We start from the raw sequence: 25,899 nt of genomic DNA, 5'->3' as shown, positions 1-25,899 counted from the left end.
TCAGTTAGAGATGCCTCGGACCCGCCGCGATGCCGCCCGCATCCGTTGGGACTTCTGTTTTTCCAACCATTGCAGCGATTCCTGCAAGACCTCGGGCGGAACCTCATTGAATGACGCACTGCGAATCAGCGCCTCGCTTGCGGCAATGTCGTTGAACTGCCCCAGCTTGTTCTGCACGGATGTCAATTCCTTGATGGTGCGACCGTGTCCGCCGTTGATAACGGGTTGAAAAAACTCCAGCAGGTACCTCAGTTTTTTGCCTGCCTTTCGAACGTCGTGAAGATCCTCCTCGTGGGTGTCCTCGCTGCTGCGTGCAGCGCGTCTGCTTCGCTTTTGAAGTGCGCGCTGTGCCAGACGGACACGCTTCTCGGCGAACGCCTGAATGGGTAGATCGTCGCAATGCGACTGCAGTGAGGTTTGCGCGCGAAGCAGGACATCGTTCAGGAACGCCTCGACATCGTCGCTTTTGATCATCGTCTGGCTATGTACCACCGCCTGCGCGCGCTTCTCGCGCGCCGCGGCCACCAGCAGTTCGATCGAGGCGCCGGACTCCTGGGCGGCTCTCAGCAGATCGCCGGCTATGTCCCAGTCACGGGTTCCGCCTGCCACGGCCGCAAGACGCTTGAATTCTTCGGTGGCTTGCGCGGTCGATTCCTCTCCGAGGTATGGAGAGTACGCCCAGTACAAAGCCCGAAGCTTTCTGAAAGCGACGCGAAGCTGATGAAACCCTTCTGCATCGCTCTGCGTGGATAGCTCTCTTGCCCTTTGCACGGCTTCGGCCACCACTGGCGCCGCCAGGGACGAGAAGGTACTGGCAACGGAACTCGTTTTTGACAGTGATGAACCGGCCGTCCGGCGGTTTGCTTTGAAGAGAGTGTTTGGCCGTGGCAAGGACCAGTCACCATCCATATCCATTGCAACCTCGAGTCGGATAGAAAATCATTTGCCCAGACCTTACCATAGCGACCTTCGTGCGCCGAGATTGTGACGCGTTGATGACATACTTTAAGCTGCCGCGCGTCCGCTGTCCTCGCTTCGAAACATTTCTGGCTTCCGCTGTTCTGTATTAGGATGCTCAACTATGTCTGGCAAAGCCCGATACGCCGCCGTGCGGGGCGCGTCTTGAGAGCATCTGGGGCATAAGTGGGAGTTCGGTTTGAAGAAACGCGCCACCGTGATCTGTCGCAGAGGTAAGCGAATCCTTCTGGTCGCACGTAGTCAATCAAAGTGGGCTTTGCCGGGCGGGATCCTCAAGCGTGGAGAACATCGCACGGACGCCGCACTTCGGGAACTCAAGGAAGAAACTCAACTATCCGGCAAGTCGGCCAAGCATCTCTTCGACTTCCGTGGCAAGCAGAAGCACCATCACGTGTTTTCCTGCGAAATCCCGAATCGGGCCAAAGCTCGCCCGAGTAACGAAATATCCAGGTGTCGCTGGGTTCACATGGACGACATCCGTCGCCTCATGACCAGCGGGCCGACGACCGATATCGTGAAGCTCATGTATCAGCGGCGCAGGAAGTAACCCAGACTTTCAACTGATACCCGACGTCCGATTGCACTGCCAGGAACTAAATAAGCGAGGCCGGCGCACCAGCCTCGCTCAAAATTTCGAAGGCCCGAAAAACTACGCCGCCAACTTGAGCGCCTGTGCGAAATCCGCAATCAGATCGTCGATATCCTCGATGCCCGCGGACAGCCGCAGCATGCCGTCGGAAATGCCCATCGCCTTGCGCGTTTCAGGCCCGGCTTCGAAAAAGATCGTCGGCGCGACGGGAATGATCAGCGTGCGCGTGTCGCCGAGACCGGTCGCCTTGACCGGCAGCTTGAGCGCGTTGACGACTTCGACCATGCGATCCGCGTTGAGTAATTCGAACGACAACAGCCACGACGCGCCCTTGAACAGCTTCTGTGCGATCTCGTATTGCGGATGGCTCTTCAGGCCAGGATAGAACACGTTGCCGATCGCTTCGTGCCCTTCGAGAAACTGCGCGAGCGCGAGCGCATTGTCGCTACTTTGCTTCACGCGCAAGGCGAGCGTTTCCGCGCCCATCGCGATCGAGTGCGCCTGCTCGGACGACAATGCCGCCCCCATGTCTCGCAGGCCTTTCTTGCGGATCTGCAGCAGCCCCTGATCCTTCGCCGGCGAGCGCCGATAGTCGTCGGCGATGTTCGGATACGCGCTCCAGTCGAACAGGCCCGTATCCGTCACCGCGCCGCCGAGCGCGGCGCCATGACCCGCGATAGTCTTCGTCAGCGAGTTGATGACGAGGCTCGCGCCGACCGCCTTTGGCTTGAACAATGCAGGCGAGGTAATCGTGTTATCGACGAAGTACACGATGCCGCGCTCACGGCACACGTCACCGATACCTTGCAGGTCGGGAATCTGCGTGCCCGGATTCGCGATGGTTTCGACGAACACCATGCGCGTATTCGGCCGGATTGCGTTCTTCACGTCGTCGACGTTGCCAGCATCGACGGTCGTGACTTCGATGCCGAGCGCGCGCAACGTGCCGAACAGACTGTTGGTGTTGCCGAACACGTAGCGGCTCGACACGAGATGATCGCCCGCGCGCAGCAGCGTGAGGAACGTCGCGGTGATGCCGGCCATGCCGGTGCTGAAGCAGATGGTGCCGACGCCTTCTTCGAGGCTGGTGATCTTGCGCTCGAGCGCGGCGGTTGTGGGCGTGCCCTGCCGCGCGTAATTGAAGCCGCCTTTCTTCGTGCCCTGGAACACGCCGATCAGGTCCTCGACGCGCTCGAAACCATATTGCACGGACGTATGAACTGGCTGACGCAAGGCACCGTGCTCGGTGCCTGCAATTCTGTCGCCGTGAACGATGCCAGTGGTGAAACCTTGCTTGTCCATTCCTTCTCCGCTTTTATAGATCGATTGCTTCCAACCGATTATCGCCTGTAACCGCTCGCCGGCGAAGTCCTTGGCGTCCCGTCCGGCGGCGCGGGACACCCCGAATGGGCAAAACCCGCTCCGCGATGTTGCGCTGCGGGGTTGACTAGCCTCGGTGGCACGAACAGGCTCTAAGTCTTCATCGACCAGCACGGGAGGGAACGTGGCCGACCCTGATCATCCTGGTAGCAAGCCGAGGACGGCGCACATCGTCGCCGCGCAGGCGAGCCCGTGCGACGAGCTCGTCATCCGCACGCAGCCCGTCACGACCGGCCGCCCGTGCCCGCGCAAGCGCCTGGCGCTGGCCGCGACGATCGGTGGTTCGAGCATGGCGTTCATCGATGGCTCCGTCGTCAACGTCGCGCTGCCCTCCATTCAGAGCGAACTCGGCGCGAGCGTCGCGGCGATGCAGTGGGTCGTCAACGCGTATCTGCTGTTTCTCGGCTCCCTCGTGCTGGTCGGCGGATCGATGGGCGACAAGCTCGGCCGGCGCACGGTGTTCATCGCGGGCGTCGCGCTTTTCACGCTGGCGTCGGCCGCTTGCGGGTTTGCGCCGAATGCATTTGCGCTGGTCGCGGCGCGCGCGGTTCAAGGCATCGGCGCGTCACTGCTGGTACCCAGCAGTCTCGCGATAATCGGCGCGGTGTTCGACGACGCAGCGCGCGGACGGGCAATCGGCACCTGGGCGGGCATCGGCGCGATCACGTCGGCCGTGGGGCCGATGGCAGGCGGCTGGCTCGTCGACGCGTGGTCGTGGCGCGCGATCTTCTTCCTGAACGTCCCGCTCGCGGCGCTGACGATCGCGCTCGCCATATCGGCGGTGCCCAACAGCCACGGGGCCGATGCGCCTGGACAGCTCGACTGGCCCGGCGCACTGAGCGCGGCCACGGGCCTCGGTGCGCTGACGTTCGGCCTGACCGAGGCATCGGCGCGTGGCTTCGCCCATCCGCTCGTATTCTGTGCGATCGGCGCCGGCGTGCTGATGCTCGCCGCATTCGTGACCATTGAGGCGCGTAGCCCCAACCCGATGGTGCCGCTCGATCTGTTTCGCTCGCGCGACTTCACCGGCGCCAACCTCGTCACACTGCTGCTTTACTTCGGCCTTGGCGGCATGTTCTTCTTCCTGCCGTTCACGCTGATCCGCGCGCATGGCTACACCGCGACCGAAGCGGGGGCGGCGCTGTTGCCGGTGCCTTTCATCATCGGTTTGCTATCGCGCTTCACTGGCGGTCTGACTAGCCGCCTCGGTTCGCGCACGCTGCTGACCGTTGGCCCGGGCGTCGCCGGAGTCGGGTTCACGTTGCTGGCGCTGCCGTTCGTGCGCGGCAGCTATTGGGCTGAATTCTTCCCTGCGCTCGTCGTGCTCGGGCTCGGCATGACGATCACCGTCGCGCCGCTTACCACGACCGTGATGGGCGCGGTGCCGAGCGACCGCACAGGCGTGGCGTCCGGCATCAATAACGCCGTTGCGCGCGTGGCGGGTCTGCTGGCGATTGCAGTGCTCGGGATCGTATTCGTGTGGTCGCACCACGCGGCGCTATCGGCGCGCCTCGACGAACTGCATGTGCCGCAAGATACGCGCCAGACCGGGCAATTGCTGGCGCCGGTCGAGCAGGCGGGAGGGGCGGCGGGCGCCCCGCATACGCCGCGCGAGACATCCGTGGCGCGCGCGCAAGCCGATGCGATGACCGACGCGCTGCGGGCCGTCGCGCTCGTCTGCGCCGCGTGTGCGTTCGCCGGAGCGGGGCTTGCGATGGCCACCATCCAGCCGCTGAAACGGCCGGCGGTGGCGCGCCCGGAGTGAGATACGAAACTCAGTGGTGAACAGGCCGCACCGGGGACCCCGTCGGCCGGATCACCGCGGCCGCTCGCGCCTCGATTCTTGCCGCCGACGAAGTCGGTTGATGTGGCGCGCTGTCGTACCCGTTTATTTGTTCATCGATGACGAAATCCGCGACTCTCATCGCGTCCATCGCGTTGCCGTCCACGTCGTTCCACTCGCGAATCGCGCGATTGACCCTGGTTAGCGCGGTGACAGCGAGCAGTATGGCGTCGGTCTCGGTGATCTTGCCTTCGAGATCATCTACGAGGTAGTCCGCAACACGTAGAGCCGCGCCGATCAGATTGCTGTCGTCGCTCAAGTCCGTCAGTACCGCATGAACCACTGCGAGGCAAGCATCTTTGCGTGCAAGTGCGATGTCTGTCATGGGGTTCTCCAGAGTCCAGGTGCAAACACAATTTATTCCGGGTGCTCCCTGCATGTCGAATGCGCCCACCGCGAAGCCGCCACCGCGTTGCCTTTACCAGCGCTGATGGACGTGCGGCGCGATATGGTGCTGATAGACATCCCGGACCCGTTGCATTGCCTCGTCGGACAGCGGCGCGAGGCTCGCGGCCGAGACGTTCGACGCCGCCTGGGCCGCGTTTTTACTGCCCGGGATGATGACGGAGACGGCATCCTCCATCAGGATCCAGCGCAGAGCCAGCTGCGCCATGGAGGCGTTCACTGGTACGAGGCCGCGCAGTTCGTCGACCGCTTGCAACGCGACGTCGTAGGGCACGCCGGAGAACGTTTCGCCGACGTCGAACGCCTCGCCATGCCGATTGAATGCACGATGGTCGTCTGACGCAAAAGTCGAATCCGCGGACATCTTGCCCGTGAGCATGCCGCTCGCCAGAGGCACTCGCGCGATGACCGCAACGTCTTTCTTTTGCGCTTGCCTGAAGAACAGATCGGATGGACGCTGACGGAACATGTTGTAGATGATCTGCACCGAAACCACGTTCGGATATTCGATCGCCTTCAGCGCCTCTTCCACCTTTTCGACCGACACGCCGTAGTAGCGGATCTTGCCCGCGGCGACGAAGTCGTCCATTGCGTCGAACACCTCGGGACGGTAGTAAACCTCCGTCGGCGGGCAATGCAGCTGGACCAGGTCGAGCGTGTCGACGCCGAGATTCGAGCGACTCCGGTCGATGAAAGCTTCGAGCTCGCGCTTGTTCAGATAGCCGCTGGTCACATGCGGGTCGAGTCGGCGCCCGAGCTTGGTGGCGACAATCGGACGTTCGCCGCCTCGTTGCCGCAGCACGTCGCGGATGATCCGTTCGGAGCGACCATCGCCGTAGACATCGGCCGTGTCGATGAACGTGACACCGTTATCGAGCGCGGCATTTAGCGCGGCCTTGGCGTCATCTTCCGCAACACTGCCCCACGAGCCGCCGATCGCCCATGCCCCAAAACCGATTTCCGACACATTCCAGCCGGTACGACCAAATTTTCTCGTCGAAAGCGTCATTTGGATGCTCATCCTCTATTTTTTAGCGAAGTTGCGTCGCAGGCGGTTCATGACTCTTGCGGGAGCGCCGGCGACCTTTGTACATAGTGTAGCAAGCGGGCAGGGCCGTTGAAGTAGGGTATGCGTCCAGGCGGAATCGATGATCGCCCGCGCGATGCGATGAAGTATGATTTCCACGGCATCGAAGCGGCCGCTCCGACAACAGGACGTGGAACCCGGATGAAGGTGGCGTAATGACAACCAACGCAGGTTCTGACGGCATCGCGAACGACGGGCTCGGCGGCACTCGCGCGAGTGCACGGATTCCGGCCATCGCACCATCGCGAACCGCGCTTGTCGTCATGCACTACCAGACCGACATTCTCGGACTCTTTCCGTCGGTCGCGCCCGCGTTGCTCGCCAATACGCGCAGGTTATGCGACGCGGCCCGGGCCAAAGGCGTCAGCGTCTATTTCGCCAACCTCAGGTTCAGTCCGGGCTATCCGGAAGTCAGCCCGTTGAACAGGAATGGGCAGGGAATCAAAAGTCTTGGCCTCTTCCTCGCAGACCGGACCGCGCCAGAGTTGGGCCAGCAGGCCAACGAACCGCTCGTCATCGCGCATCGTGCGAGCGTGTTCTTCGGCACCGATCTGGAGGCGAAGCTTTCCGGGCAAGGTATCGATTCGCTGATCATGGTCGGCATCGCGTCGACCGGAGTCGTGCTCTCCTCGGTCGCGTACGCCAGCGACGCGGACTTCCGCCTGTATACAGTGAAGGATTGCTGTTACGACCCGGACCAGGTGGTCCACGAGCATCTGTTTTCTACCGCATTCGATTCACGTACAACGGTGCTGTCACTGGAGGATGCGTTACTGCTGCTCGCGTAGACCAATATCGCCGGCTCGAGCCGGTGGCGGGCGAGCTGACATTGTCGGGGCCGCAAGCGGCGAGCGAAAGCATGACTCCCAAACCGGCGAGTGTCGAGGCGCTTCTTTTCATGGTCGTTGGGTCGTGTGGGTTGTCGGTCGTCGTTTTTTTCTGTGCCTTCTGTGCCGCAAGACTCAAGACCGCTCGACGTCGCGGGCCTGGATGGCGCCGCGATCTTCCCAACGCCATATGACAAGGCCGTGATGACGTCCCGCGGCTCGATCGATGGTTCTCTCTAATTTGCTACGACGGCGCGTCGATTTGGCTCGACCGGCGACGCCCGGCTTGCGCAAGCGGGCGTCACTGCATGCGAGCATGATTCACGCCTCGTGCATGCCATATTCGGCGATCACGATGAGTTACTCTCCGCATCGGCATGTGATTTGCTGGCTGATACTGGAAGAGAAACCAACCGGACGACAAAACGTGGCGCCGAAAACAACGGGTATCGCCCCGCTCCAGATGTTCGAAAGCGTCGTCATCCGCTTATACGACGGCGGCGTCCTGTCGCCGGCAGTGCTCGAACGTGTGATCGGCGCCTTCGCGCAAGCGGATGTCGACTGGCATGACACGGTGCAGGGCCGCTCCGTGGACGGTCGTTCACTGCACGAAATCGTCGCGCTGACGATGCTGCCGGGACAACCTGTCCGATCGGCATCGGCATCGTTCATGACCGTGATCGAACACATCGCGGGCGTCGCGTCGGATACGGACGAGAAAGCAGCGCAGCCAAAAACCGCGCGACGCAAAAAAACCGCGCCGCCCGTGGATGAAACGGAAGTGGAGTCGGAGTCCGAATCGCAAGAACTGCTTGCGCAATTGTCGGGCGACGGACGATCCAGCAAGCGCCGCCGCGCGACCGAACAGGATCGGCCGGCGAGTTCGCGCGGCTATAACCCGTTCGTCAACGCACGGCCGCCGCGTTCGAAGAAGCCGCGACCCTGATTGCCTTCGTCGACAGGAACGGTCGTTGTCATCGTCGTTCTGGTCGGCGACGAGCGGGGTGAGTTGCACTGACATCGTCAGGACGTTTCGCCGGCGGGGGCGTTGGCCCAACCCGATTCCCCCGCTGCCGTACACTATCCGCTGGCCGCATCGCCCGCTGCCCGCCAGCTCCAAACCATGCCCACTCCACTTAGTCCCGCCAACTGGCTAATCGCCCGCCGCGATGCCGAAACCGGCATCGAGAGCCTGCGCGCGCATTTCGGCGGCCACGCCTACGATCCGCACGATCACGACGACATGTTGATCGGCTATACCGAGCAGGGCGTGCAACGCTTCCAGTGTCATCGGTCGTTGCACACGAGCGTGCCGGGCCGCGCGATCCTGATCGAGCCCGGCGCGCTGCACGACGGTCACGCGCCAGAGGCGGCCGGCTTCACCTACGCGATGCTGTATCTGCCGCAAGCCTGGGTCGAGCGCGCGGCGCGGCGGCTCGATCTGCCGGGACTGGCCGGCGTCGAGGCGGCGTTCGGCCGTACGCTGGTCGACGACCGCGCGCTCGTCGATGTGATCGGCCGGGCCTTCGCCGCGATTTACGGCAACGAGGGCCGGCTCGCGCGCGACCAGACGCTCGATCGTCTGCTGCTGCAACTCGGCGCCCAGCTGCGCGATGCACCGCTGAGCGGCGACCTCGCTGCGTCACCTGCGATCACGCGGGTGCGCGATCTGTTGCACGAACACATGGACGGCAATCTCGGGCTCGACGAACTCGCCGAAGTTGCCGGCATCGACCGGTTCAGGTTGACGCGTCTGTTTCAGCGCGCGTTCGGCACCTCGCCGCACGCGTATCTGGTGCGCTTGCGCCTGCGCGCCGCGCGGCGCCTGCTCGCGACCGGCCGCACGCCCGCGCAGGTCGCCGCCGAAGTCGGCTTCGCGGATCAGAGCCATCTCGGCCGCTGGTTTCGTCGGGCGTACCGCATGACGCCGGCGGCGTACCGGCAGATGTGCACAAACGTTCCAGACTGATCGCGCGGCATCGTCGATCATGAGCGGCTCAACGAGGAGTCATCATGTTCGATACCAAAGTGGCGCTGATCGTGCGCAGCGATCTCGCGGTCTGGCAGAAGCTCAATGTGATCGCGTTTCTCGCGACCGGTGTCGCGGCCGCGGCGCCCGATGCGCTGGGCGAACCCTACGAGGATGCCGCCGGGCACCGCTACGGCCGCATGCTCGGCCAGCCGATGATGGTGTTCGCCGCCGACCGGTTCGGTCTGCAGGGCGCGCATCGGCAGGCGCTGTCGCGCGAGCTCCGAATCGTGCCGTATGTGCACGCGATGTTTTCGACAGGACATGACGCGGCGAATCGCGCAGTCTTTCGCGCCGAGGACGCGGCGAATCTCGACCTCGTCGGTCTCGCACTGCACGGACCGAAGAAAGCCGTCGACAAGGCCGTGAAAGGCTTGGCCTTGCACGAATGAGTCAACGAGTGCGCGAGCCGCTCGATGTCGACGGTACTCGCGCCGAACTCTAAAAGAAAAACGTCTGCCGCGCCGGACGCGAATTGCGTTAAAAAAAAAAACGCTTATTCGGCGAATGCACGGGGCATATCCAAAGGGCATAGATCAGAAAGGCACAAGCAACGCACCCGCTCAATAGCGGATCGTGCCGCCATCGTGGCAATGCGATTGCAAGTCTTTGTCGAGAAACGAATTGTCGGCGATTGCACCCGCGCGCTCGCCAACTCGTTTCAAATGGTTCTTTGCAAAAACGGCTTTCTACAGCACGTACATGCTCGCAAGAAAACCTTGCGTATACTTTTCATCCTGAATTTGACCTCAGTCAGAATTGAATGTGTTGATGTTACACTGCAACCCGCTGGAGCCATTCTGGCAAGGGGCTTTGGTGTTTCCAGCTCAACTGTGGTTTGAAACGCGTCCACGACCTGTCGCTGGTGTCGTGCATGCGGCAGCCATTCACTGGACTTCTCCAACACCCTGCTGCGTTCCCGGATTCCTCAGGTACTAATACCGTGTACTCTCAAACGCAAATCGACCCGGTGATCAGCTTCCGCAACTCGCAGCGCGAGCACGTGCGTGGGACGATCATCAACCTCCAGAGAAAGTCTTTGGTCATGGAGGTCTATAACCCCTATTCCATCGTGCAGGTCAGCGAGGTGTTAAGCGAGCTGAGCGTGCGCATGGGCACCAAGAATGCCTATCTCGGCAAGGCGGTGGTGGTGAGTCTGGTGAACACCGGTCTGACCGCGGTGGTTTCGCTGGCACTCATCGACGAATGGCGCGAGCTTAGCGTTCTGCCCAATGAAGCGAAGTCGGTCGGCCGGGAAGCAGAACTCTTTATTAGCGACTGGGACGCGCGTTTCAATATCCGGCGCGACTATCAGATCGTCGTGAACGAGATGCGCGCATTCCTGTCGGAAGTGTCGCGCTGGGTCGAGCAGGTCGACCTGACCGAGAGCTTGCCGAAGACCGAAGAAGGCAGGCTGCGCGAGGACCTGTTCTACGAGCTCGCCACGCCGATCATGCTCAAGATCAAGTTCTTCCTCGACCGCCTGGAGGAAGAGGCCGAGCGCGTCGAAGCCGAGACCGCACCCGTGCATCGCACGTATGCACAAGCGGCACTGCATCCGTTGCTGCTGCGCGCGCCATTCGTCTACCGCACGTTCACCAAGCCGCTCGGCTATGCCGGCGACTACGAGATGGTCAACCAGATCCTCAGCGATCCGCAGCAAGGTCCGACCACATACTTCCAGATCGTCAATACTGCGTTCCTGCAAGCGGCGGTCGCGACCGCGCACCGCAACCGCATCACGCTGCTGATCGACTTTCTGACGCGTCAGGCCGAAGCGGCGCGCGCTGCCGGCAGGCCGTTCCGCATTCTCAACGTTGGCTGCGGGCCCGCTTTCGAGATCCAGCGCTTCGTGCGCGAATATCCGCATCCGGAGCTGCTGTCGTTCGAGCTGGTCGACTTCAGCGAGGAAACGCTGGCGTTTACGAAGGACGCGATCGAAAGCTCGGCGAATGCCGCGGGCCATAAAGCCTCGGTGCAAATGGTGCATCAGTCGGTGCACGATCTGCTCAAGCGTAAAATTTCAACGGACCCCTCCGCGCGCGAATTCGACGCGGTGTACTGCGCGGGTCTGTTCGACTATCTGTCGGACAAGGTCTGCGCGCGTCTCCTGAGTTACTTCGCCGCTCGCACGCGAGCTGGCGGCCAGTTGCTGGTCACCAACGTCCATTCGGCGAATCCGGAGAAGTACGGGATGGAGCATCTGCTCGAGTGGTATCTGATCTATCGGAACGAGAGCGGCATGAGCTCGCTGCTTCCCGCCAACTCCACTGACCAGAAGCTCTACGTCGACGTGACCGGGGTGAATGTGTTCGCGGAAGCCACGATCCTCTGAAACCGTGTCGACATCCCTGTCCATGACTACCAGTCCCTTGCAAAGCGGCTATCAAACCGAGCTGGCCGACTTTCGCGTCACGTTCAGCCGGGGCGGCGCGTGCACGGCGATTGCGCTCGTGCTGCTCGGCGTGGGGCTGGATTACGCGCAGTATCCGCAGTATCAGACGTCGTTCGCGCTCGCGCGCCTGCTCGTGTCGTTGATGATCGGCGGTGTCATCGCCTTGCTCGACACCAGCATGGGGCGGCGGCTTACTCCATGGCTGACGCTGTCCTGGCTGCTGCTGCCGCAGGCGATGATTTCATGGATGATCTGGCGCACCGATGGTGTTCTGTCGCCTTACTACATGGGCCTGAATCTGGCCATCTTCGCGTCCGGCATTGCGTTGCCATTCGGCCTTTGGCAAAACCTCGTGTTCGGCGTGCTGTCCTGCTTTCTGTATCTGCTGGCCTGCCTGTTGCCTCCGCATGACGGCGTGCCGCTCGGCACGATGACCGTCAATGTTCTGCTCCTTCTGTTCGCCGCTGCGGCAAGTGCCGTCTACACGTTTTTCAACGAACGCGTGCGCTTCATGCTGTTTCGCCTGAAGGCCGAGGTGTCCGAGAAAAACGCGCGAGGTCTCCGCGAAGAACGCCGAACTCGAAGTGATCAATCGGCAGTTGCTCGACATCAAGGGCCAACTGCTGCAGCAGGAAAAAATGGCGGCGATCGGTACGCTCGCGGCCGGCCTGCTGCACGAAGTGAACAACCCGGTGAACTTCTGTCTGATGGCAATCGAGGTTGCGCTGGAAGAGCCGATCTCGAAGAAGGAGCCGACGCTGCAGGAATGTCTGGTCGATGCGCGGCAGGGCATGCAGCGGATCCAGCACATCGTGTCGGACCTGAAGACGTTCGCGTATCGCAAGCCCGGCGCCGAGGCGGAGCTGGGCACGCCGTTCCTGTTCGAAAAGGCGCTCGATTCGGCGATCCGGCTCGTCGGGCATGAATTGCGCGGCGTCACCGTCACGCGCGAGCTGCCCGCGGATACGCTGGTGCAGGGCGACGAGGCGGCCATCATCGGCGTGCTGATCAACCTGCTGTCGAATGCGGTGCTGGCGATGCGCAAGGCGGGCACGCCCGCGCCGGCAATTCACGTCAACGTAAGATGGACCGAAGACCGCCTGCATGTGACGGTAAAAGACAACGGGCCGGGCATCGCTCCGGAGCATATCGCGCGCGTGTTCGAGCCATTTTTTACCACCCGCGAAGTGGGGCAAGGCCTGGGCCTCGGGCTGTCGATCAGCTATGCGGTGATCGAGCGTCATGGCGGCCTGCTGTTTGCTGAGAGCGAGCAGGGCAGTTGGGCGTCATTCAGTTTCGATCTGTCGCCCGCACCCTGAGAAACGCCATGAATGACATCCGACAGACACAGCCCACTCTTCTCTACGTCGATGACGAAGAGTTGGCCTGCAAATATTTCGCGCGCACCGTAGGTGCCGATTATGAGGTCCTGCTCGCTACGAGCAGCGATGAGGCGATCGCTATCCTCGAGCAGGACCACGCCCGCATCGCGGTGCTGGTCACGGACTTCCGCATGCCGGGGCGTGACGGTGGCGAACTGCTGCGCCAGGTGGCGCTGGAATATCCGCACATCGTGCGGATTCTGGTCACTGCTTATGCAGACGTCGAGATGTTATTGCGGACGGTCAACACCGGCGAGGTGTTCCGCATCCTCGAAAAGCCGCTGAAGCCGGCGGCAGTGCGCGATACGCTGCAACTTGCGTTCGATCGTTACCACGAACGCGCGATGCAGAATCAGCGCCTGATCGCCATCGACGAAACCCTGGCGTTCATCGCGCACGAACTGAACACGCCGCTCGCGGCGATCGCGTTGAACGCGCACAGCATCGAAGACCGCATCGACGCGGAGCGCGATGCGGAAGGCGAAATTCTCGGCGCCGCGAAATCGATGCGCGAGAGCGCGCAGTACTGCATGGCGGTGGTGTCGTCCTTCTGGCGCTCGGTCCACAACGGGCGGCGCCGGCAACTGGAGGGCGACGAGGCGCGCATCGAGAGTACCGCGCATGGGCTGATCTCGGCGTTGCTCGATACGTATCCGTTTACGACCGCGCAGCGCTCGTGGGTGCAGGTCGACGTCGACAGCGACTTTGCCGTGCTCACGCAACCGAATTGCGTGGCGCTCGTGCTGTCGTCGCTGTTGTCCAACGCGTTGCGCGCGCTCGCGGATGTGTCGTCGCCGTCGGTGCGCTTTACCGTGACAACGGAACCCCACCCGAGCATCGGCATCTGCGACAACGGGCCGGGAATTCCGCCCGAGATCAAAGACCGCCTGTTGACGGACCCAATTACAACGCACGCGAAATCCGGGGGGAACGGCTTGGGCCTGATTCTATGCAACCGTGTCATGCAGTCCTGTGGCGGCGGACTCAGGATCGAGTCCACGTCGTGGGGAGGCACCACCGTAGTGCTGGATTTCCCCCATATCAAAGGTCAAACGCACAGGAGTTGTTGATGAACGAAGCAAAAGCCACAGAGGAATTGGCGCCGGCGATCATCTTCGTCGATGACGAAGCTACCGCCGTAAAGTACTTCCAGCGTGCCATCGGAAGCCTGGCGCCGGTCCTGACTGGCGGCTCGGTGGAAGAGGGCAAGGCGCTGCTCGACGAGCACGGCGACAGGGTGGGGGTGCTGGTCTCCGACCAGCGTATGCCGGGCGAGTTCGGCAACGAGCTGCTGCGCTATGCGAGCGAGCGCTTTCCGCATGTCGTGCGGATTCTGACCACCGCGTATTCGGAAATCGATCAGACCGTCGCGGCCGTCAACCTCGGTCACATCCATCGCTACATCAAGAAGCCTTGGGACATCACGGCGCTGCGCATGGAGCTGAAGCAGGCGCTCGAGCTGGCCGAGCTGCGCAAGGAGCGCGACACGCTGGTGCGCGAGAAGCTGGGCGTGCTGCAAAAGCAGGTGGTCGCCACCCGCATCGGTCTGTTGCGTTCGCTGTCGGCCACGCTGATCGGGCCCGAGCGCTTTCAGCCGGTCGAGACGTATCTCGCCGCAGCGGTACTCGCCGACGTGCCGAACTCCGAACCGGACTGGCTGCTGCAGGACTACTCCGATCTGATCGCGGCCGAGAGTGCCCGCAGCGGCGCGTTCGGTCATACGGTGGCCGCGCACCTCGCCACGCTGCGCAGCCGTCACGGCAGCGCGAGCGTGACTGCGAGCGACGCACTGACGACGCTGGCCGGGGTATTTTCCGAGGCAGGCATCAATGTGCGCCGCGAAGGCGATGGTCTCGTGTGCGACCAGCCGGCCACACTCGCGGAGTTTCTCGCGGAGCCGGGCAACAACGCGGTGTCGGGCGGGCACGCGGTATGGCTGGCGAGCCTTCTGTGGCTCGACGGCAATGACGTTGCACTGCAGCCGGCCAGTGAAGGCGATGCAATCGCGTTCCGGCCGGCGCAGCGCGGTAGCGAGTTCGCCGCCGATCGCCTCGCCACGTGGATCGAGCAGTTCTGATGACCTTGCTTCGAGGGCGCGGCGTCTGACGCGTCACTACTCGCACTGGCTTCGCGCTGCAACCCGCCTCGGCTAGCAGCGCGAAGCTGACAACGGCTCGCGCGAGTCGTTCGAATGTTTTTCCACGCTCGCGGACAATCAGCACGCCCTTTTCATCTCGACAAGCGTTGCCTTTCAGGCCTGACTTCTCAAGCCTGAACGCGAGGCGCGAAGCGCCGCGTCCGAATCCACTTGGTAGCCACCCACTTGTCTCCCGAACGTAGCGGCGTGCTCGCATGCAGCGAACTCGGATCGCACAGCCCAAAGCGGTTCCCATATTCGAAATAGAGCGCATGCCCGCGCTGCGGCGCGACCGACCAGCCAATCTGCGGAAACACCGTCTCACCGCCGCCTTCGACATCTTTCAGATACATCAGCAGCGTGCCCATGCGCTGGCCGCTGCGCGCGATCGACTCGCGATTCGCTTCGTTGCTCGTCATCAGATAGTCGACGTGCGGCGTCGACTCCGCGCCTTCCTCATAGTGCAGCATTTGCAGGCCTTCGCCATTCTCGACCGGGGTTGCCGTGAGTTCCGCGATGCGCGCCTCGATGCGCGAGATCAACGGCGTCTCGCCCAAACGGAAAAACATCCCGTGACTGCTGCGATGACCGGCGATCACATCGCGGCCGGTCACTGGATCGACGACGGCCGACCGGTCGAGCCGCGGCTGTGCGAGCGCGATCAACTGCTCGCATTCATCGGCACTCAGGAAATTGGCGATGTGCACGGCGGCCGGTCGTTGCAGCCGCGACAGCACGCGCACCTTGCGCTCGCCGAGTTGGATCAGCGGACCGTCGGGCACGCGCAGCGGCTCGGGCTGGTAGCTGAGCGGCGCGCTGCCGACTTCGAGCTTGTCGCCGGGCAACGCCATACCGTACAGGAACGCCGATGCGACCGCATCGACCATCGCCGACGCGAGCTCGGCCGCGTTGTCGCGGCTCACCAGTTCGTTGACGATCGCTTGGGGCGCGACGCCGCGCGAAAGGTTGGCGGCGATCCAGTCGCGGACTTCGGCTGGGAAATTGACGGTGATGGACATCGGCGCGAGGTTGTGGGGTGTCGTGATAGTCGCGGCGCGCGCGACGCTGGCTCGCGATGATAGCGGACGATTGTGACGACTCTGGACGCACGGCCCGGTTGTCAGTTGGCTGTCGTCTGTTACCGCATATTGCGATGTCCCGCCGCGCCCATAACTCGGCCCATGCGGGTGTCCGCCCCCACGTGCCGCCCGACCGATGCCCCTGACTCTTTCACCGGCCAACATGTTGCACCCCTGTAACTCAAGGCCGGCGCAAGCCGGTTACATTCACGCATGCCCGTATTCAAGCCCTTGCCCCACTTCCTTACATCTTCATGACAACACGTCCGGAGGCCTTCGACTGATGACAACGCGCGGGAACCATGGCACTTTTGCGCAGTCCCGTCGGCGGACGAGCTTCCAACCGAGTATCAGCACCAAAATCCGTTCCCGGAGATCAACATGAGCGAAACCGTGTCCCCGCCGCCAAAGCGCTCCCGACGCGGGCTCATCATCTTCGCGGTTGTCGTGCTCGTGCTGGTCGCGCTCGTCGCGGTTCATCTGCTGACGCGCAAGAAGCCGGTGCGCGAGAACGCGGCGATGGTCGTCACCGTCGCGCAGGCGACGCTCGGTTCGATGCCGGTCACGCTGAGCGAGCTCGGCACGGTCACGCCGACTGCAACCGTGACCGTGCTGCCGCAGCTGAGCGGCTATCTGACCGAAGTCGGCTATCACGAAGGCCAGGAGGTGCAAAAGGGCCAGTTCCTCGCGCAGATCGATCCGCGCCAGTATCAGATCAGCAAGCAGCAGGCGGAAGCGACGCTCGCGAAAGACCGCGCGTCGCTCGCGCAGGCGCGCGCCGATCTCGAGCGCTATACGCAGCTGAACGAACACAAGTCGATCGCGCAGCAAACCTTCGCGGATCAGCAATTCCTCGTGCAGCAGGACGAAGCGGCGGTGAAGGTCGACCTCGCCAACATCGCCCAATTCGATCTCGACCTCGCCTATTGCCGCATCACCGCGCCGATCGCGGGCAAGGTCGGCTTGCGGCTCGTCGATCCGGGCAACTACGTGACCGCGTCGTCGTCGACGGGCATCGTCGTCATCACGACCGTGAAGCCGACCACGGTGCAGTTCACGGTGCCGCAGGATTCGCTCGCGTCGATCGTGCAGCGTCTCGCCACCGGCGCGAAGCTGCCGGTCACCGCGTATTCGAGCGATAACTCGCGCGAGATCGCGACCGGCACGCTGTACGCGGTCAGCAACCAGATGGCGACCGCGACCGGCACCGTCACCTTGCGCGCGACCTTCGCGAACGACGACGAAACGCTGTTCCCGAACGAGTTCGTCAACGTGAAGCTGCTCGTCGACACGATGCAGAACGCGGTTCTCGTGCCGACCGCCGCGGTACAGTCCGGCGCGCCGGGCGACTTCGTCTATCTGGTCAATCCGGACAGCACGGTGTCCGTGCACAAGGTCAAGCTCGGGCCTAGCGACGGCAAGAACACGGTGATCGTGTCGGGACTCGCGGCCGGCAACCAGGTCGTGACGGACGGCACGGATCGTCTGAACGACGGCGCGAAGATCCAGCCGGCGCATCCGAAGTCCGCCGCAGCGGCGAGCGGCGCGTCCGCCGTCGGCCCGAAGGCGCCCGCCGCCGCGTCCGAAGCCGCGCCGGCGTCGAGCGCGCCGGCATCGCCTGCGCCGGCCGCGTCCGAAGCCGCCTCGTCGTAACGGACCCCCGCGCCGATGAACATTTCCCGCCTGTTCATTCTTCGCCCGGTCGCGACGCTGCTGTTGATGATCGCGCTCGTGCTCGTCGGTCTGATCGCGATGCGCGTGCTGCCGGTATCGTCGCTGCCGAACGTCGACTATCCGACGATTCAGGTGCAGACCTTTTATCCGGGCGCGAGCCCGACCGTGATGGCGACCACCGTGACCGCGCCGCTCGAGGTGCAGCTCGGCGAGATTCCGGGCCTGCAGCAGATGACCTCGTACAGTTCGGACGGGGCGTCGGTGATCACGCTGCAGTTCGATCTGTCGCTGAACCTCGACATCGCCGAGCAGAACGTGCAGCAGGCGATCAACGCGGCGAACAGCTATCTGCCGTCGGGCTTGCCGGCACCGCCGACCTACGCAAAGGTCAATCCTGCCGACCAGCCCATTCTGACGCTCGCGGTCACCTCGAAGTCGATGTCGCTGACGCAACTGGAGGACGTCGCGAACAACCGCCTCGGCACGAAGATCTCGGAAGTGGCGGGCGTCGGCGTCGTGACGACGAGCGGCGGCAACGTGCCCGCGATCCGCGTCGAAGCCGACCCGCACAAGCTCGCCGCCTACGGTCTGAACATCGACGATCTGCGCACGCTGCTGAGCTATGTGAACGTGAGCCAGCCGAAGGGCAATTTCGACGGCCCCGATCTCGACTACACGATCAACGGCAATGATCAGATCACCGATCCGAAGGACTACCTCGACACCGTAATCGCCTACCAGAACGGCTCGCCCGTATTCATGCGCGACGTCGCGCGCGTGAGCCAGGCCGCCCAGGACGTCGAGCGCGGTGCCTGGTACAACGGCTCGCCCGCAATCGTGCTGAACGTGCAGCGCCAGCCGGGCGCGAACGTGATCCAGACGGTCAACCAGATCATGAAGGAGCTGCCGCAGCTCGAATCGACGTTGCCGGCCGGCATGAAAGTGACCGTGGTGTCGGACAGCACCGGCGTGATCCGCGCGTCGGTCGGGGACGCCGCGTTCGAACTGATTCTCGCGATCGTGCTGGTCGTCGCGGTGATCTTCGTGTTCCTGCGCAACGTGCCCGCCACGCTGATTCCGAGCATCTCGGTGCCGGTCTCGCTGATCGGCACGCTCGCGGTGATGTACCAGCTCAACTACTCGATCGACAACCTGTCGCTGATGGCGTTGATCATCGCGACCGGCTTCGTGGTCGACGACTCGATCGTGATGATCGAGAACATCGTGCGCTATCTCGAAGAGGGCATGTCGCCGCTCGAAGCCGCCCTCGAAGGCGCCGGGCAGATCGGCTTCACGATCCTGTCGCTGACTGTTTCGCTGATCGCGGTGCTGATTCCGCTGTTGTTCATGGGCGGCGTGATCGGGCGGCTGTTCAGCGAGTTCGCGGTGACGCTCGCGGTCACGATCGTGATTTCGGCGGTCGTGTCGCTGACGGTGGTGCCGATGCTGTGCGCGCGGATGCTGCGCGCGCAGGCCGAGCGCCATCCGAGCCGCTTCGAGCGCATCAGCGAGGGCCTGTTCGACAAGACGCTCGCCGCCTACGAGCGCGGCCTGCGCTGGGTGCTCGATCATCAGACGCTGACGCTGATGGTCGCGATCGCCACCGTGGTGCTGACCGGCATCCTGTATGTGGTGATTCCGAAGGGACTGTTTCCGGTGCAGGACGTCGGCGTGATCCAGGGCATCAGCGTCGCCGACAACTCGGTGTCGTACGCGGCGATGGTGCAGCGCCAGAGCGCGCTCGCCGATGCGATCCTGAAAGACCCGGACGTGGTATCGCTGACGTCGTACGTCGGGATCGACGGCACGAATGCGACGCTGAACAACGGTCGCTTCCTGATCAATCTGCGCGAGCGCGACCAGCGCTCGGACAACGCCCAGGAAATCGCACGACGGCTCGCGCAGGAAGTCGCGCACGTGCCGGGCGTGAAGCTCTTCATGCAGCCCGAGCAGGACCTGACGCTCGACACGACAGTGTCGCCGAACCAGTACAGCTTCGTGTTGCGCGGACCGAGCCAGCAGGCGTTCCAGAAGTACGTGCCGGAACTCGTCGCGCGCCTGAAGCAGATTCCGTCGCTGTCGGACGTGCAGAGCGATCTGAACAGCGACGGCCTCAGCGTGAACGTCGAAGTGAACCGGCAACTGGCCGCGCGCTTCGGCATCACGCCCGCGACGATCGACAACGCGTTGTACGACGCGCTCGGCCAGCGCATCGTGTCGACGATCTTCGAGCAATCGGCCCAGTACCGCGTGATTCTGGTCGCGAAGCCTGAAACGATGCCGACCGTGCAGTCGATCGGCAATCTCTATCTGCCGAGCCAGACCAGCAGCACGGGTCAGGTGCCGCTTTCCGGCATCGCGAAGATCCAGATTGCGAAGGCGCCGCTCGTGATCAGCCATCTCGCGCAGTTTCCGTCGGTGACGGTGTCGTTCAATCTCGCGAAGGGCGCATCGCTGAGCACCGCGGTCAAGGAGATTCACCAGGCCGAGCAGGCGATCGACCTGCCGCCGTCGATCACGTCGTCGCTGCAAGGCGCGACCGCGGCGTTCGAGGATTCGCTGTCCAGCGAGGTCTATCTGCTGATCGCGGCGCTCGTTGCCGTGTATATCGTGCTCGGCGTGCTGTACGAGAGCTTCATCCATCCGGTCACGATCCTGTCGACGCTGCCGTCGGCCGGTATCGGCGCGCTGCTCTCGCTGATGCTCGCCGGTATGGATCTCGACGTGATCGGCATCATCGGCATCGTGCTCCTGATCGGCATCGTCAAGAAGAACGCGATCATGATGGTCGACTTCGCGCTCGATGCCGAACGCAATCATGGCAAGGCGCCGCGTGATGCGATTTTCGAGGCGTCGCTGCTGCGTTTCCGGCCGATCCTGATGACGACGCTCGCCGCGATGCTCGGCGCACTGCCGATGCTGCTCGGCACCGGCACCGGTTCGGAACTGCGCCGGCCGCTCGGTCTCGCGATCATCGGCGGCCTGACGCTGAGCCAGGTGCTGACGCTGTTCACGACGCCGGTGATCTATCTGTTCTTCGACCGTATGGCCACGCGCGTGAACCGCTGGCGCGCCGAGCGCGCCAAGCGCAACGGCGGCGACGAGCCGGGCGGGCGCCCGCCGGAAGGCGGCGCGGAGGGCTCGCGGTGAACATCCCGGCGATCTTCATCCGGCGGCCGGTCGCGACGACGCTGCTCGCGATCGCGATCCTGATCTCCGGCATGCTCGCGTATTTCCGCATGCCGGTCGCGCCGCTGCCGAACATCGCATTTCCGGTGATCGTCGTGCAGGCCAACATGGCCGGCGCGAGCCCGAACATCATGGCGTCGACGGTGGCCGAGCCGCTCGAGCGGCGGCTCGCGACGATCGCCGACGTCGCGGAGCTGACCTCGATCAGCTACGCGGGCTCGTCGATGATCATCGTCGAGTTCGGTCTGAAGCGCGACATCAATGGCGCCGCGCGCGACGTCGAGGCGGCGATCCAGGCCGCGCGCGCCGATCTGCCCACCACCTTGCGCAGCAATCCGAGCTACCGCCAGTACAACCCGGCCGACGCGCCGATCACGGTGCTGTCGCTGACGTCGGACACGCTGACCAAAGCGCAGCTCTACGACTCCGCCGATTCGGTGATCCAGCAGCAGCTGTCGCAGGTGCAGGGCGTCGGCCAGATCACGCTCGGCGGCGGCGCGTTGCCGAGCGTGCGTGTCGAGTTGCAGCCGGGCAAGCTCAATAGCTACGGGATCGGCATGGAAGACGTGCGCGCGGCGATCAGCGCGGCCAATGCCGACAGCGCGAAGGGGCATATCGACGTCGGCGATCAGCGCTACGTGGTCACGTCGAACGATCAGATCACGCACGCGGCGCCGTATCGCGATCTGGTGGTCGCGTATCGCGACGGCGCGCCGGTGCAGTTGCGCGACGTCGCCCAGGTGCGCGACTCGAACGAAAACATCCGCAACGCGGGGCTCTTCAACGGCAAGTCGGCGATTCTCGTGATCGTCTATCCGATGCCGGGCAGCAACGTGGTCAGCACCGTGCGGCAGATACGCAACGTGCTGCCGGCGATCGAGGCGACGTTGCCGAGCAGCGTGCACGTGGATGTCGCGATCGATCGCTCGCAGTCGGTCACCTCGTCGGTCAGCGATACCGAGCGCACGCTGTTCATCGCGGTGCTGCTGGTGGTCGGCGTCGTGTTCATCTTCCTGCAGTCGCCGCGCGCGACGCTGGTGCCGGCGGTCGCGTTGCCGCTGTCGATCGTCGGTACCTTTGGGCCGATGTATCTGCTCGGCTATAGCATCGACAATCTGTCGCTGATGGCGCTGACCATCGGCACCGGCTTCGTCGTCGACGACGCGGTCGTCGTGCTCGAAAACGTCGTGCGGTACATGGAGCAGGGGTTGAGTCCGAAAGAGGCCGCGCTGAAGGGCGCGGGCGAGGTCGGCTTCACGGTGATCTCGATGAGCCTGTCGCTGATCGCGGTGTTTCTGCCGATCATCCTGTTTCCGGGCATCGTCGGACTGATGTTCCATGAGTTCGCGATCACGCTGTCGATCGCGATCCTGATTTCGCTGGTGATCTCGTTGACGGTGACGCCCGCGATGTGCGCGTACGTGCTGAGCCGCGACAACGCCGGTCATTCGAAAGCGCGTTGGGCGCGGTGGATCGAGCGGCAGTTCGATCGCTTCAAGGACGTCTACGCGCGCTCGCTGACGGCCGTGCTCGATCATTCGCTGCTGGTGATCCTGCTGCTGTTCGCGCTGCTGGTCGGCAACGTGTTCATGCTCAAACTCGTGCCTGCCACCTTCTTCCCCGAGCAGGACACCGGCATCGTGATCGGGCAGATCATCGCCGACCAGAGCATTTCGTTCACGGCGATGCAGAAGAAGCTCGCGCAGTTGCAGTCGATCGTGCAAAGGGATCCGGCGGTGCAGTCCGTCGCGGGCTTTACCGGCGGGCGCGCGCTCAATACCGCCAATGTGTTCATCGAGCTGAAGCCGCTGTCGCAGCGGCACGCAACGGCCACCCAGGTCGTCAACCGGCTGCGGCCGAAGCTCGACGAAGTGTCGGGCGCGCGGCTCTTTCTGCAGGCGCAGCAGGATTTGCGCATCGGCGGGCGGCAATCGGCTGCCGAGTACCAGTACACGCTGACGAGCGACGATTCCGCCGCGCTGTTTGCGTGGACGCCGAAGCTCGTCGCCGCGTTGTCGAAGGAGCGCGGGCGGCTGCTCGACGTGAACTCCGACTTGCAGCAGAACGGCCTGCAGACCTACCTGACGATCAATCGCGCGACCGCCGCGCGCTACGGTTTTGCGCCGAATCAGATCGACAACGTCCTGTACGACGCGTTCGGCCAGCGCACCGTGTCGACGATCTACAACCCGCTGAACCAGTACTTCGTCGTGATGGAGGTCGCGCCAGAGTACTGGCAGTATCCAGAGACGCTGAACCGGATCTATCTGAGCACGTCCGCCGGCAATCCGACCGGCACGGCCGCGACACAGATGCCGCACGGCACGGTATCGGCGACGACTACCGCGACCACGACCGGCACGTCGTCGAACACGAACTCGCGCAACTCGGACGCGCAGTCGAACGCGACCAACAACAGCATCGCCAACAGCAAGGGCGGCAGTTCGACCGGTAGCGCGGACAGCACGGCTGCCGAAACGATGGTGCCGCTGTCGGTGCTGACGACGTATAGGAACAGCCATACGTCGACGCAGGTGAACCACCAGAGCGGGCTCGTCGCCGCGACGATCTCGTTCAACCTGCCGGCCGGCGGGTCGCTGAGTCAGGCGGGCGCGGCGATCAACGAAGCGATCCGCGAGATCGGCATGCCCGCGAGCATCCACGGCTCGTTCGCGGGCGCGGCGGCGGCCTATTCGCAGTCGATGGGCGTGGTGCCGCTGCTGATTCTCGCGGCGCTCGGCGTCGTCTACATCGTGCTCGGCGTGCTGTACGAGAGCTCGATCCACCCGCTGACGATTCTGTCGACACTGCCATCCGCGGGCATCGGCGCGACGCTCGCGCTGCTGATCTTCGGCACGCCGTTCTCGGTGATCGCGATGATCGGCATCATCCTGCTGATCGGTATCGTCAAGAAGAACGGCATCATGATGGTCGACGTCGCGATCCAGTTGCAGCGCCAGCAACAGATGCCCGCGCGCGACGCGATCCACGCGGCCGCGCTGATCCGTCTGCGGCCGATCATGATGACGACATTCGCGGCCGTGCTCGGCGCGGTGCCGCTCGCGGTCGGCATGGGCCAGGGCGGCTCGCTGCGCCAGCCGCTCGGTATCACGGTGATGGGCGGGCTGATCCTGAGCCAGATGTTTACGCTCTATACGACGCCGGTGATTTATCTGTATCTCGACCGTCTGCGTGCACGGCTGGTCAGATGGTCCGCGGGGCTGCGCTGGAACCGCGACGCGAAGCCGGGACAAGCGGATACGAAGGCATGACGATGAAGATTGCGACTGAACGAATCACAGGGTCTCGCGCCGGGTTGCCGAGCATCGCGACGCTCGCCGTCGCGCTGCTGGCGCTGTTCAACGCCGGCTGCATGGTCGGCCCGGATTATCACCGGCCGCAGGTGAGCGTGGCCGCCACTTACTCCGAGTTGCCGGGCTGGACCCAGGCCGAGCCGAACGCGACCGGCCCGAAGGGCACATGGTGGAGCGCGTTCAACGATCCGTTGATCGACGAACTCGAACCGCTCGTCGCGGTGTCGAACCAGACCGTGCGCGTGGACTACGCGAACTACCAGCAAGCGCTCGCCGAAGTGCGCGCCGCGCACGCGGCCCTGTTTCCGACCATCGGCGCCACCGGTTCGGCGACGCGCGAACGCGCGAGCGGCGGTTCGGTCAGTGCATCGGGAAGCTTCGTCAATGGTACGGCGGCGCGCATCGTCAATTCGGGTTCGCTGGAAGGCAACGTGAGCTGGGCGCCGGACCTGTGGGGCCAGGTGCGCCGCAGCGTCGAGGAAAACGCCGCGACCGCGCAGTCGAGCGAAGCGACGCTCGCGAATGCGACGCTCTCCGAGCAGGTCGCGCTCGCGACCGCGATCATCGAGCTGCGCACCAGCGACGCGAACATCGACCTGCTGCAGCAAACGGTCGTCGCGTATCAGCACTATCTCGACGTCGTCACCGAGCAGGATCGCGCGGGCACGATTCCGCCGAGCGACGTGATCACCGCGCGCAGCCAGTTGAATACCGCGAAGTCCGATCTGATCGCGCTCGGCGTCGCGCGCGCGCAGAACGCGCATGCGATCGCGGTGCTGGTCGGCAAGAACCCGGAGGAACTGTCGATCACGCATAGCACCGCGATGCCGGCGCTGCCCTCGGTGCCGGTCGGCGTGCCGTCGACGCTGCTCGAACGCCGCCCCGACATCGCCGCAGCCGAGCGCAAGATGGCCGCGCAGAATGCGGCGATCGGCGTCGAGGTGGCCGCGTATTACCCGGACATCTCGCTGTCGGCCGCGGCCGGATTCACGCAGTCGCCGCTGTCCGGTCTGCTGAAGGCCGCGAACTACGTGTGGTCGCTCGGCGGCAGCGCGACCGAGACGCTGTTCGACGGCGGCCTGCGCAGCGCGGATGTCGACGCGGCGAAGGCGGCCTACGACGCGGCCGTTGCCAACTATCGCGGCACGGTGCTGGGCGCGTTCCAGAACGTCGAGGACGATCTGTCCGGCCTGCGCATTCTCGCCGAGCAGGCGCTCGTGCTCGAAACGGCGGTGCGCGACGCGGATCGTGGCGCGGAGATCGCGTTCAACGAATACCAGGCGGGCACCGTCGACTACACGACGGTCGCGATTGCGCAAGCGACGCAATTGACGACGCGGCAGACCGCGCTGAATGTGCAGGAATCGCGCTTGCTACACGCGGCGTCGTTGTTTGGCGATCTGGGCGGCGGGTGGTCGACCGATGAGCTGCATGATCCGCGGCATCCGGCGGCGGCTTCTTCGGCTGCCTCGGCGCCTTCTTCGGCTTCCTCGCCTTCGGCTGCGTCTGCTTCATCGGCTACGTCATCGGCGACGTCTGCGGCTATCATGCCGGGCGCGCGGCAAGCGCAGCACGATCAAAACGACTAAGG

General features: G+C 63.8%; 19 protein-coding genes and 1 pseudogene. 15 read left to right on the top strand and 5 right to left on the bottom strand.

The features are described 5' to 3' along the window. Window positions 1-915: a CHAD domain-containing protein gene (locus OKW45_RS12220; RefSeq protein WP_429468378.1), complete on the bottom strand. Its 915-nt coding sequence runs from the start codon at window positions 913-915 to the stop codon at window positions 1-3. 241 nt (window positions 916-1,156) lie between these two features. On the opposite strand from OKW45_RS12220, the gene OKW45_RS12215 reads away from it, so the two are divergent. Further along, window positions 1,157-1,525, top strand: coding sequence for an NUDIX hydrolase (locus tag OKW45_RS12215; protein ID WP_035471738.1), 369 nt, complete (start codon window positions 1,157-1,159; stop codon window positions 1,523-1,525). Between the two features lie 102 nt (window positions 1,526-1,627). Here the strand turns inward: OKW45_RS12215 and OKW45_RS12210 are convergent, their stop codons facing one another. Further along, window positions 1,628-2,869 carry a cystathionine gamma-synthase family protein gene (locus OKW45_RS12210; RefSeq protein ID WP_429468375.1) on the bottom strand — a complete coding sequence of 414 codons (1,242 nt, stop codon included), beginning with the start codon at window positions 2,867-2,869 and terminating at the stop codon, window positions 1,628-1,630. Window positions 2,870-3,071: 202 nt separating this feature from the next. Here OKW45_RS12210 and OKW45_RS12205 point away from each other — a divergent pair, with 202 nt between their 5' ends. After that, complete coding sequence (locus OKW45_RS12205; RefSeq protein WP_429468372.1) at window positions 3,072-4,712, top strand: MFS transporter; 1,641 nt, start codon at window positions 3,072-3,074, stop codon at window positions 4,710-4,712. Between the two features lie 10 nt (window positions 4,713-4,722). Here OKW45_RS12205 and OKW45_RS12200 read toward each other — a convergent pair whose 3' ends face one another. Beyond that, a complete protein-coding gene (locus OKW45_RS12200; RefSeq protein ID WP_429468370.1) occupies window positions 4,723-5,049 on the bottom strand; it encodes a hypothetical protein in 327 nt (108 codons plus the stop codon). A gap of 159 nt (window positions 5,050-5,208) precedes the next feature. After that, a complete protein-coding gene (locus OKW45_RS12195) occupies window positions 5,209-6,204 on the bottom strand; it encodes an aldo/keto reductase (RefSeq protein ID WP_429468367.1) in 996 nt (331 codons plus the stop codon). Window positions 6,205-6,437: 233 nt separating this feature from the next. On the opposite strand from OKW45_RS12195, the gene OKW45_RS12190 reads away from it, so the two are divergent. The 9 genes and pseudogenes from OKW45_RS12190 to OKW45_RS12150 all read left to right on the top strand — a co-directional run bounded on the left by OKW45_RS12190 (window position 6,438) and on the right by OKW45_RS12150 (window position 14,992). Then, window positions 6,438-7,070, top strand: coding sequence for a cysteine hydrolase family protein (locus tag OKW45_RS12190; protein ID WP_429468364.1), 633 nt, complete (start codon window positions 6,438-6,440; stop codon window positions 7,068-7,070). Window positions 7,071-7,536: 466 nt separating this feature from the next. After that, entirely contained in the window at window positions 7,537-8,055 is a 519-nt protein-coding gene (locus tag OKW45_RS12185) for a hypothetical protein (protein ID WP_429468361.1), read from the top strand. A 177-nt stretch (window positions 8,056-8,232) separates the two neighbouring features. Continuing rightward, entirely contained in the window at window positions 8,233-9,078 is an 846-nt protein-coding gene (locus OKW45_RS12180; RefSeq protein ID WP_429468358.1) for an AraC family ligand binding domain-containing protein, read from the top strand. A gap of 44 nt (window positions 9,079-9,122) precedes the next feature. After that, complete coding sequence (locus tag OKW45_RS12175) at window positions 9,123-9,530, top strand: DUF2000 domain-containing protein (RefSeq protein ID WP_018423816.1); 408 nt, start codon at window positions 9,123-9,125, stop codon at window positions 9,528-9,530. Between the two features lie 24 nt (window positions 9,531-9,554). Further along, window positions 9,555-9,980 carry a hypothetical protein gene (locus OKW45_RS12170; protein WP_429468355.1) on the top strand — a complete coding sequence of 142 codons (426 nt, stop codon included), beginning with the start codon at window positions 9,555-9,557 and terminating at the stop codon, window positions 9,978-9,980. Between the two features lie 101 nt (window positions 9,981-10,081). Further along, window positions 10,082-11,473 carry a class I SAM-dependent methyltransferase gene (locus tag OKW45_RS12165; protein ID WP_429468353.1) on the top strand — a complete coding sequence of 464 codons (1,392 nt, stop codon included), beginning with the start codon at window positions 10,082-10,084 and terminating at the stop codon, window positions 11,471-11,473. Window positions 11,474-11,495: 22 nt separating this feature from the next. Continuing rightward, window positions 11,496-12,852 (top strand): annotated as a pseudogene (locus OKW45_RS12160) (sensor histidine kinase). An 8-nt stretch (window positions 12,853-12,860) separates the two neighbouring features. Then, on the top strand, window positions 12,861-13,985 hold the full coding sequence (locus OKW45_RS12155) for a hybrid sensor histidine kinase/response regulator (RefSeq protein WP_018423813.1): 1,125 nt from the start codon (window positions 12,861-12,863) through the stop codon (window positions 13,983-13,985). Next, entirely contained in the window at window positions 13,985-14,992 is a 1,008-nt protein-coding gene (locus OKW45_RS12150) for a response regulator (protein WP_429468350.1), read from the top strand. Before OKW45_RS12155 ends, OKW45_RS12150 begins: the two co-directional genes overlap by 1 nt. A 188-nt stretch (window positions 14,993-15,180) precedes the next feature. Here the strand turns inward: OKW45_RS12150 and OKW45_RS12145 are convergent, their stop codons facing one another. Then, complete coding sequence (locus OKW45_RS12145) at window positions 15,181-16,071, bottom strand: 2OG-Fe(II) oxygenase (protein WP_429468347.1); 891 nt, start codon at window positions 16,069-16,071, stop codon at window positions 15,181-15,183. A 441-nt stretch (window positions 16,072-16,512) separates the two neighbouring features. On the opposite strand from OKW45_RS12145, the gene OKW45_RS12140 reads away from it, so the two are divergent. From OKW45_RS12140 to OKW45_RS12125, 4 genes are read left to right on the top strand one after another with little or no spacing between them, the layout of a single operon-like run. Next, a complete protein-coding gene (locus tag OKW45_RS12140; protein ID WP_429468344.1) occupies window positions 16,513-17,784 on the top strand; it encodes an efflux RND transporter periplasmic adaptor subunit in 1,272 nt (423 codons plus the stop codon). 15 nt (window positions 17,785-17,799) lie between these two features. Next, on the top strand, window positions 17,800-20,955 hold the full coding sequence (locus tag OKW45_RS12135; RefSeq protein ID WP_429468341.1) for an efflux RND transporter permease subunit: 3,156 nt from the start codon (window positions 17,800-17,802) through the stop codon (window positions 20,953-20,955). Further along, a complete protein-coding gene (locus OKW45_RS12130) occupies window positions 20,952-24,266 on the top strand; it encodes an efflux RND transporter permease subunit (protein WP_429468338.1) in 3,315 nt (1,104 codons plus the stop codon). The genes OKW45_RS12135 and OKW45_RS12130 overlap by 4 nt, the downstream gene beginning before the upstream one ends. Continuing rightward, the gene (locus tag OKW45_RS12125; protein ID WP_429468335.1) at window positions 24,263-25,897 is read left to right on the top strand and encodes an efflux transporter outer membrane subunit; all 1,635 of its coding nucleotides are present in this window, start codon (window positions 24,263-24,265) and stop codon (window positions 25,895-25,897) included. Before OKW45_RS12130 ends, OKW45_RS12125 begins: the two co-directional genes overlap by 4 nt. Window positions 25,898-25,899 lie beyond the last annotated feature (2 nt).

Source organism: Paraburkholderia lebeckiae (assembly GCF_050436225.1).
GTDB classification, from domain to species: domain Bacteria; phylum Pseudomonadota; class Gammaproteobacteria; order Burkholderiales; family Burkholderiaceae; genus Paraburkholderia; species Paraburkholderia tuberum.
The sequence above is the reverse complement of the archived record's forward strand: the minus strand, read 5'-3'. Positions and strand labels throughout refer to the sequence as shown.

Coding starts and splice junctions, on each gene's coding strand:
- OKW45_RS12170 (WP_429468355.1), top strand. CDS start 9,555: ATGTCGACGGTACTCGCGCCGAACTCTAAAAGAAAAACGTCTGCCGCG.
- OKW45_RS12125 (WP_429468335.1), top strand. CDS start 24,263: ATGACGATGAAGATTGCGACTGAACGAATCACAGGGTCTCGCGCCGGG.
- OKW45_RS12140 (WP_429468344.1), top strand. CDS start 16,513: ATGAGCGAAACCGTGTCCCCGCCGCCAAAGCGCTCCCGACGCGGGCTC.
- OKW45_RS12190 (WP_429468364.1), top strand. CDS start 6,438: ATGACAACCAACGCAGGTTCTGACGGCATCGCGAACGACGGGCTCGGC.
- OKW45_RS12220 (WP_429468378.1), bottom strand. CDS start 915: ATGGATATGGATGGTGACTGGTCCTTGCCACGGCCAAACACTCTCTTC.
- OKW45_RS12195 (WP_429468367.1), bottom strand. CDS start 6,204: ATGACGCTTTCGACGAGAAAATTTGGTCGTACCGGCTGGAATGTGTCG.
- OKW45_RS12150 (WP_429468350.1), top strand. CDS start 13,985: ATGAACGAAGCAAAAGCCACAGAGGAATTGGCGCCGGCGATCATCTTC.
- OKW45_RS12135 (WP_429468341.1), top strand. CDS start 17,800: ATGAACATTTCCCGCCTGTTCATTCTTCGCCCGGTCGCGACGCTGCTG.
- OKW45_RS12180 (WP_429468358.1), top strand. CDS start 8,233: ATGCCCACTCCACTTAGTCCCGCCAACTGGCTAATCGCCCGCCGCGAT.
- OKW45_RS12155 (WP_018423813.1), top strand. CDS start 12,861: ATGAATGACATCCGACAGACACAGCCCACTCTTCTCTACGTCGATGAC.
- OKW45_RS12145 (WP_429468347.1), bottom strand. CDS start 16,071: ATGTCCATCACCGTCAATTTCCCAGCCGAAGTCCGCGACTGGATCGCC.
- OKW45_RS12210 (WP_429468375.1), bottom strand. CDS start 2,869: ATGGACAAGCAAGGTTTCACCACTGGCATCGTTCACGGCGACAGAATT.
- OKW45_RS12175 (WP_018423816.1), top strand. CDS start 9,123: ATGTTCGATACCAAAGTGGCGCTGATCGTGCGCAGCGATCTCGCGGTC.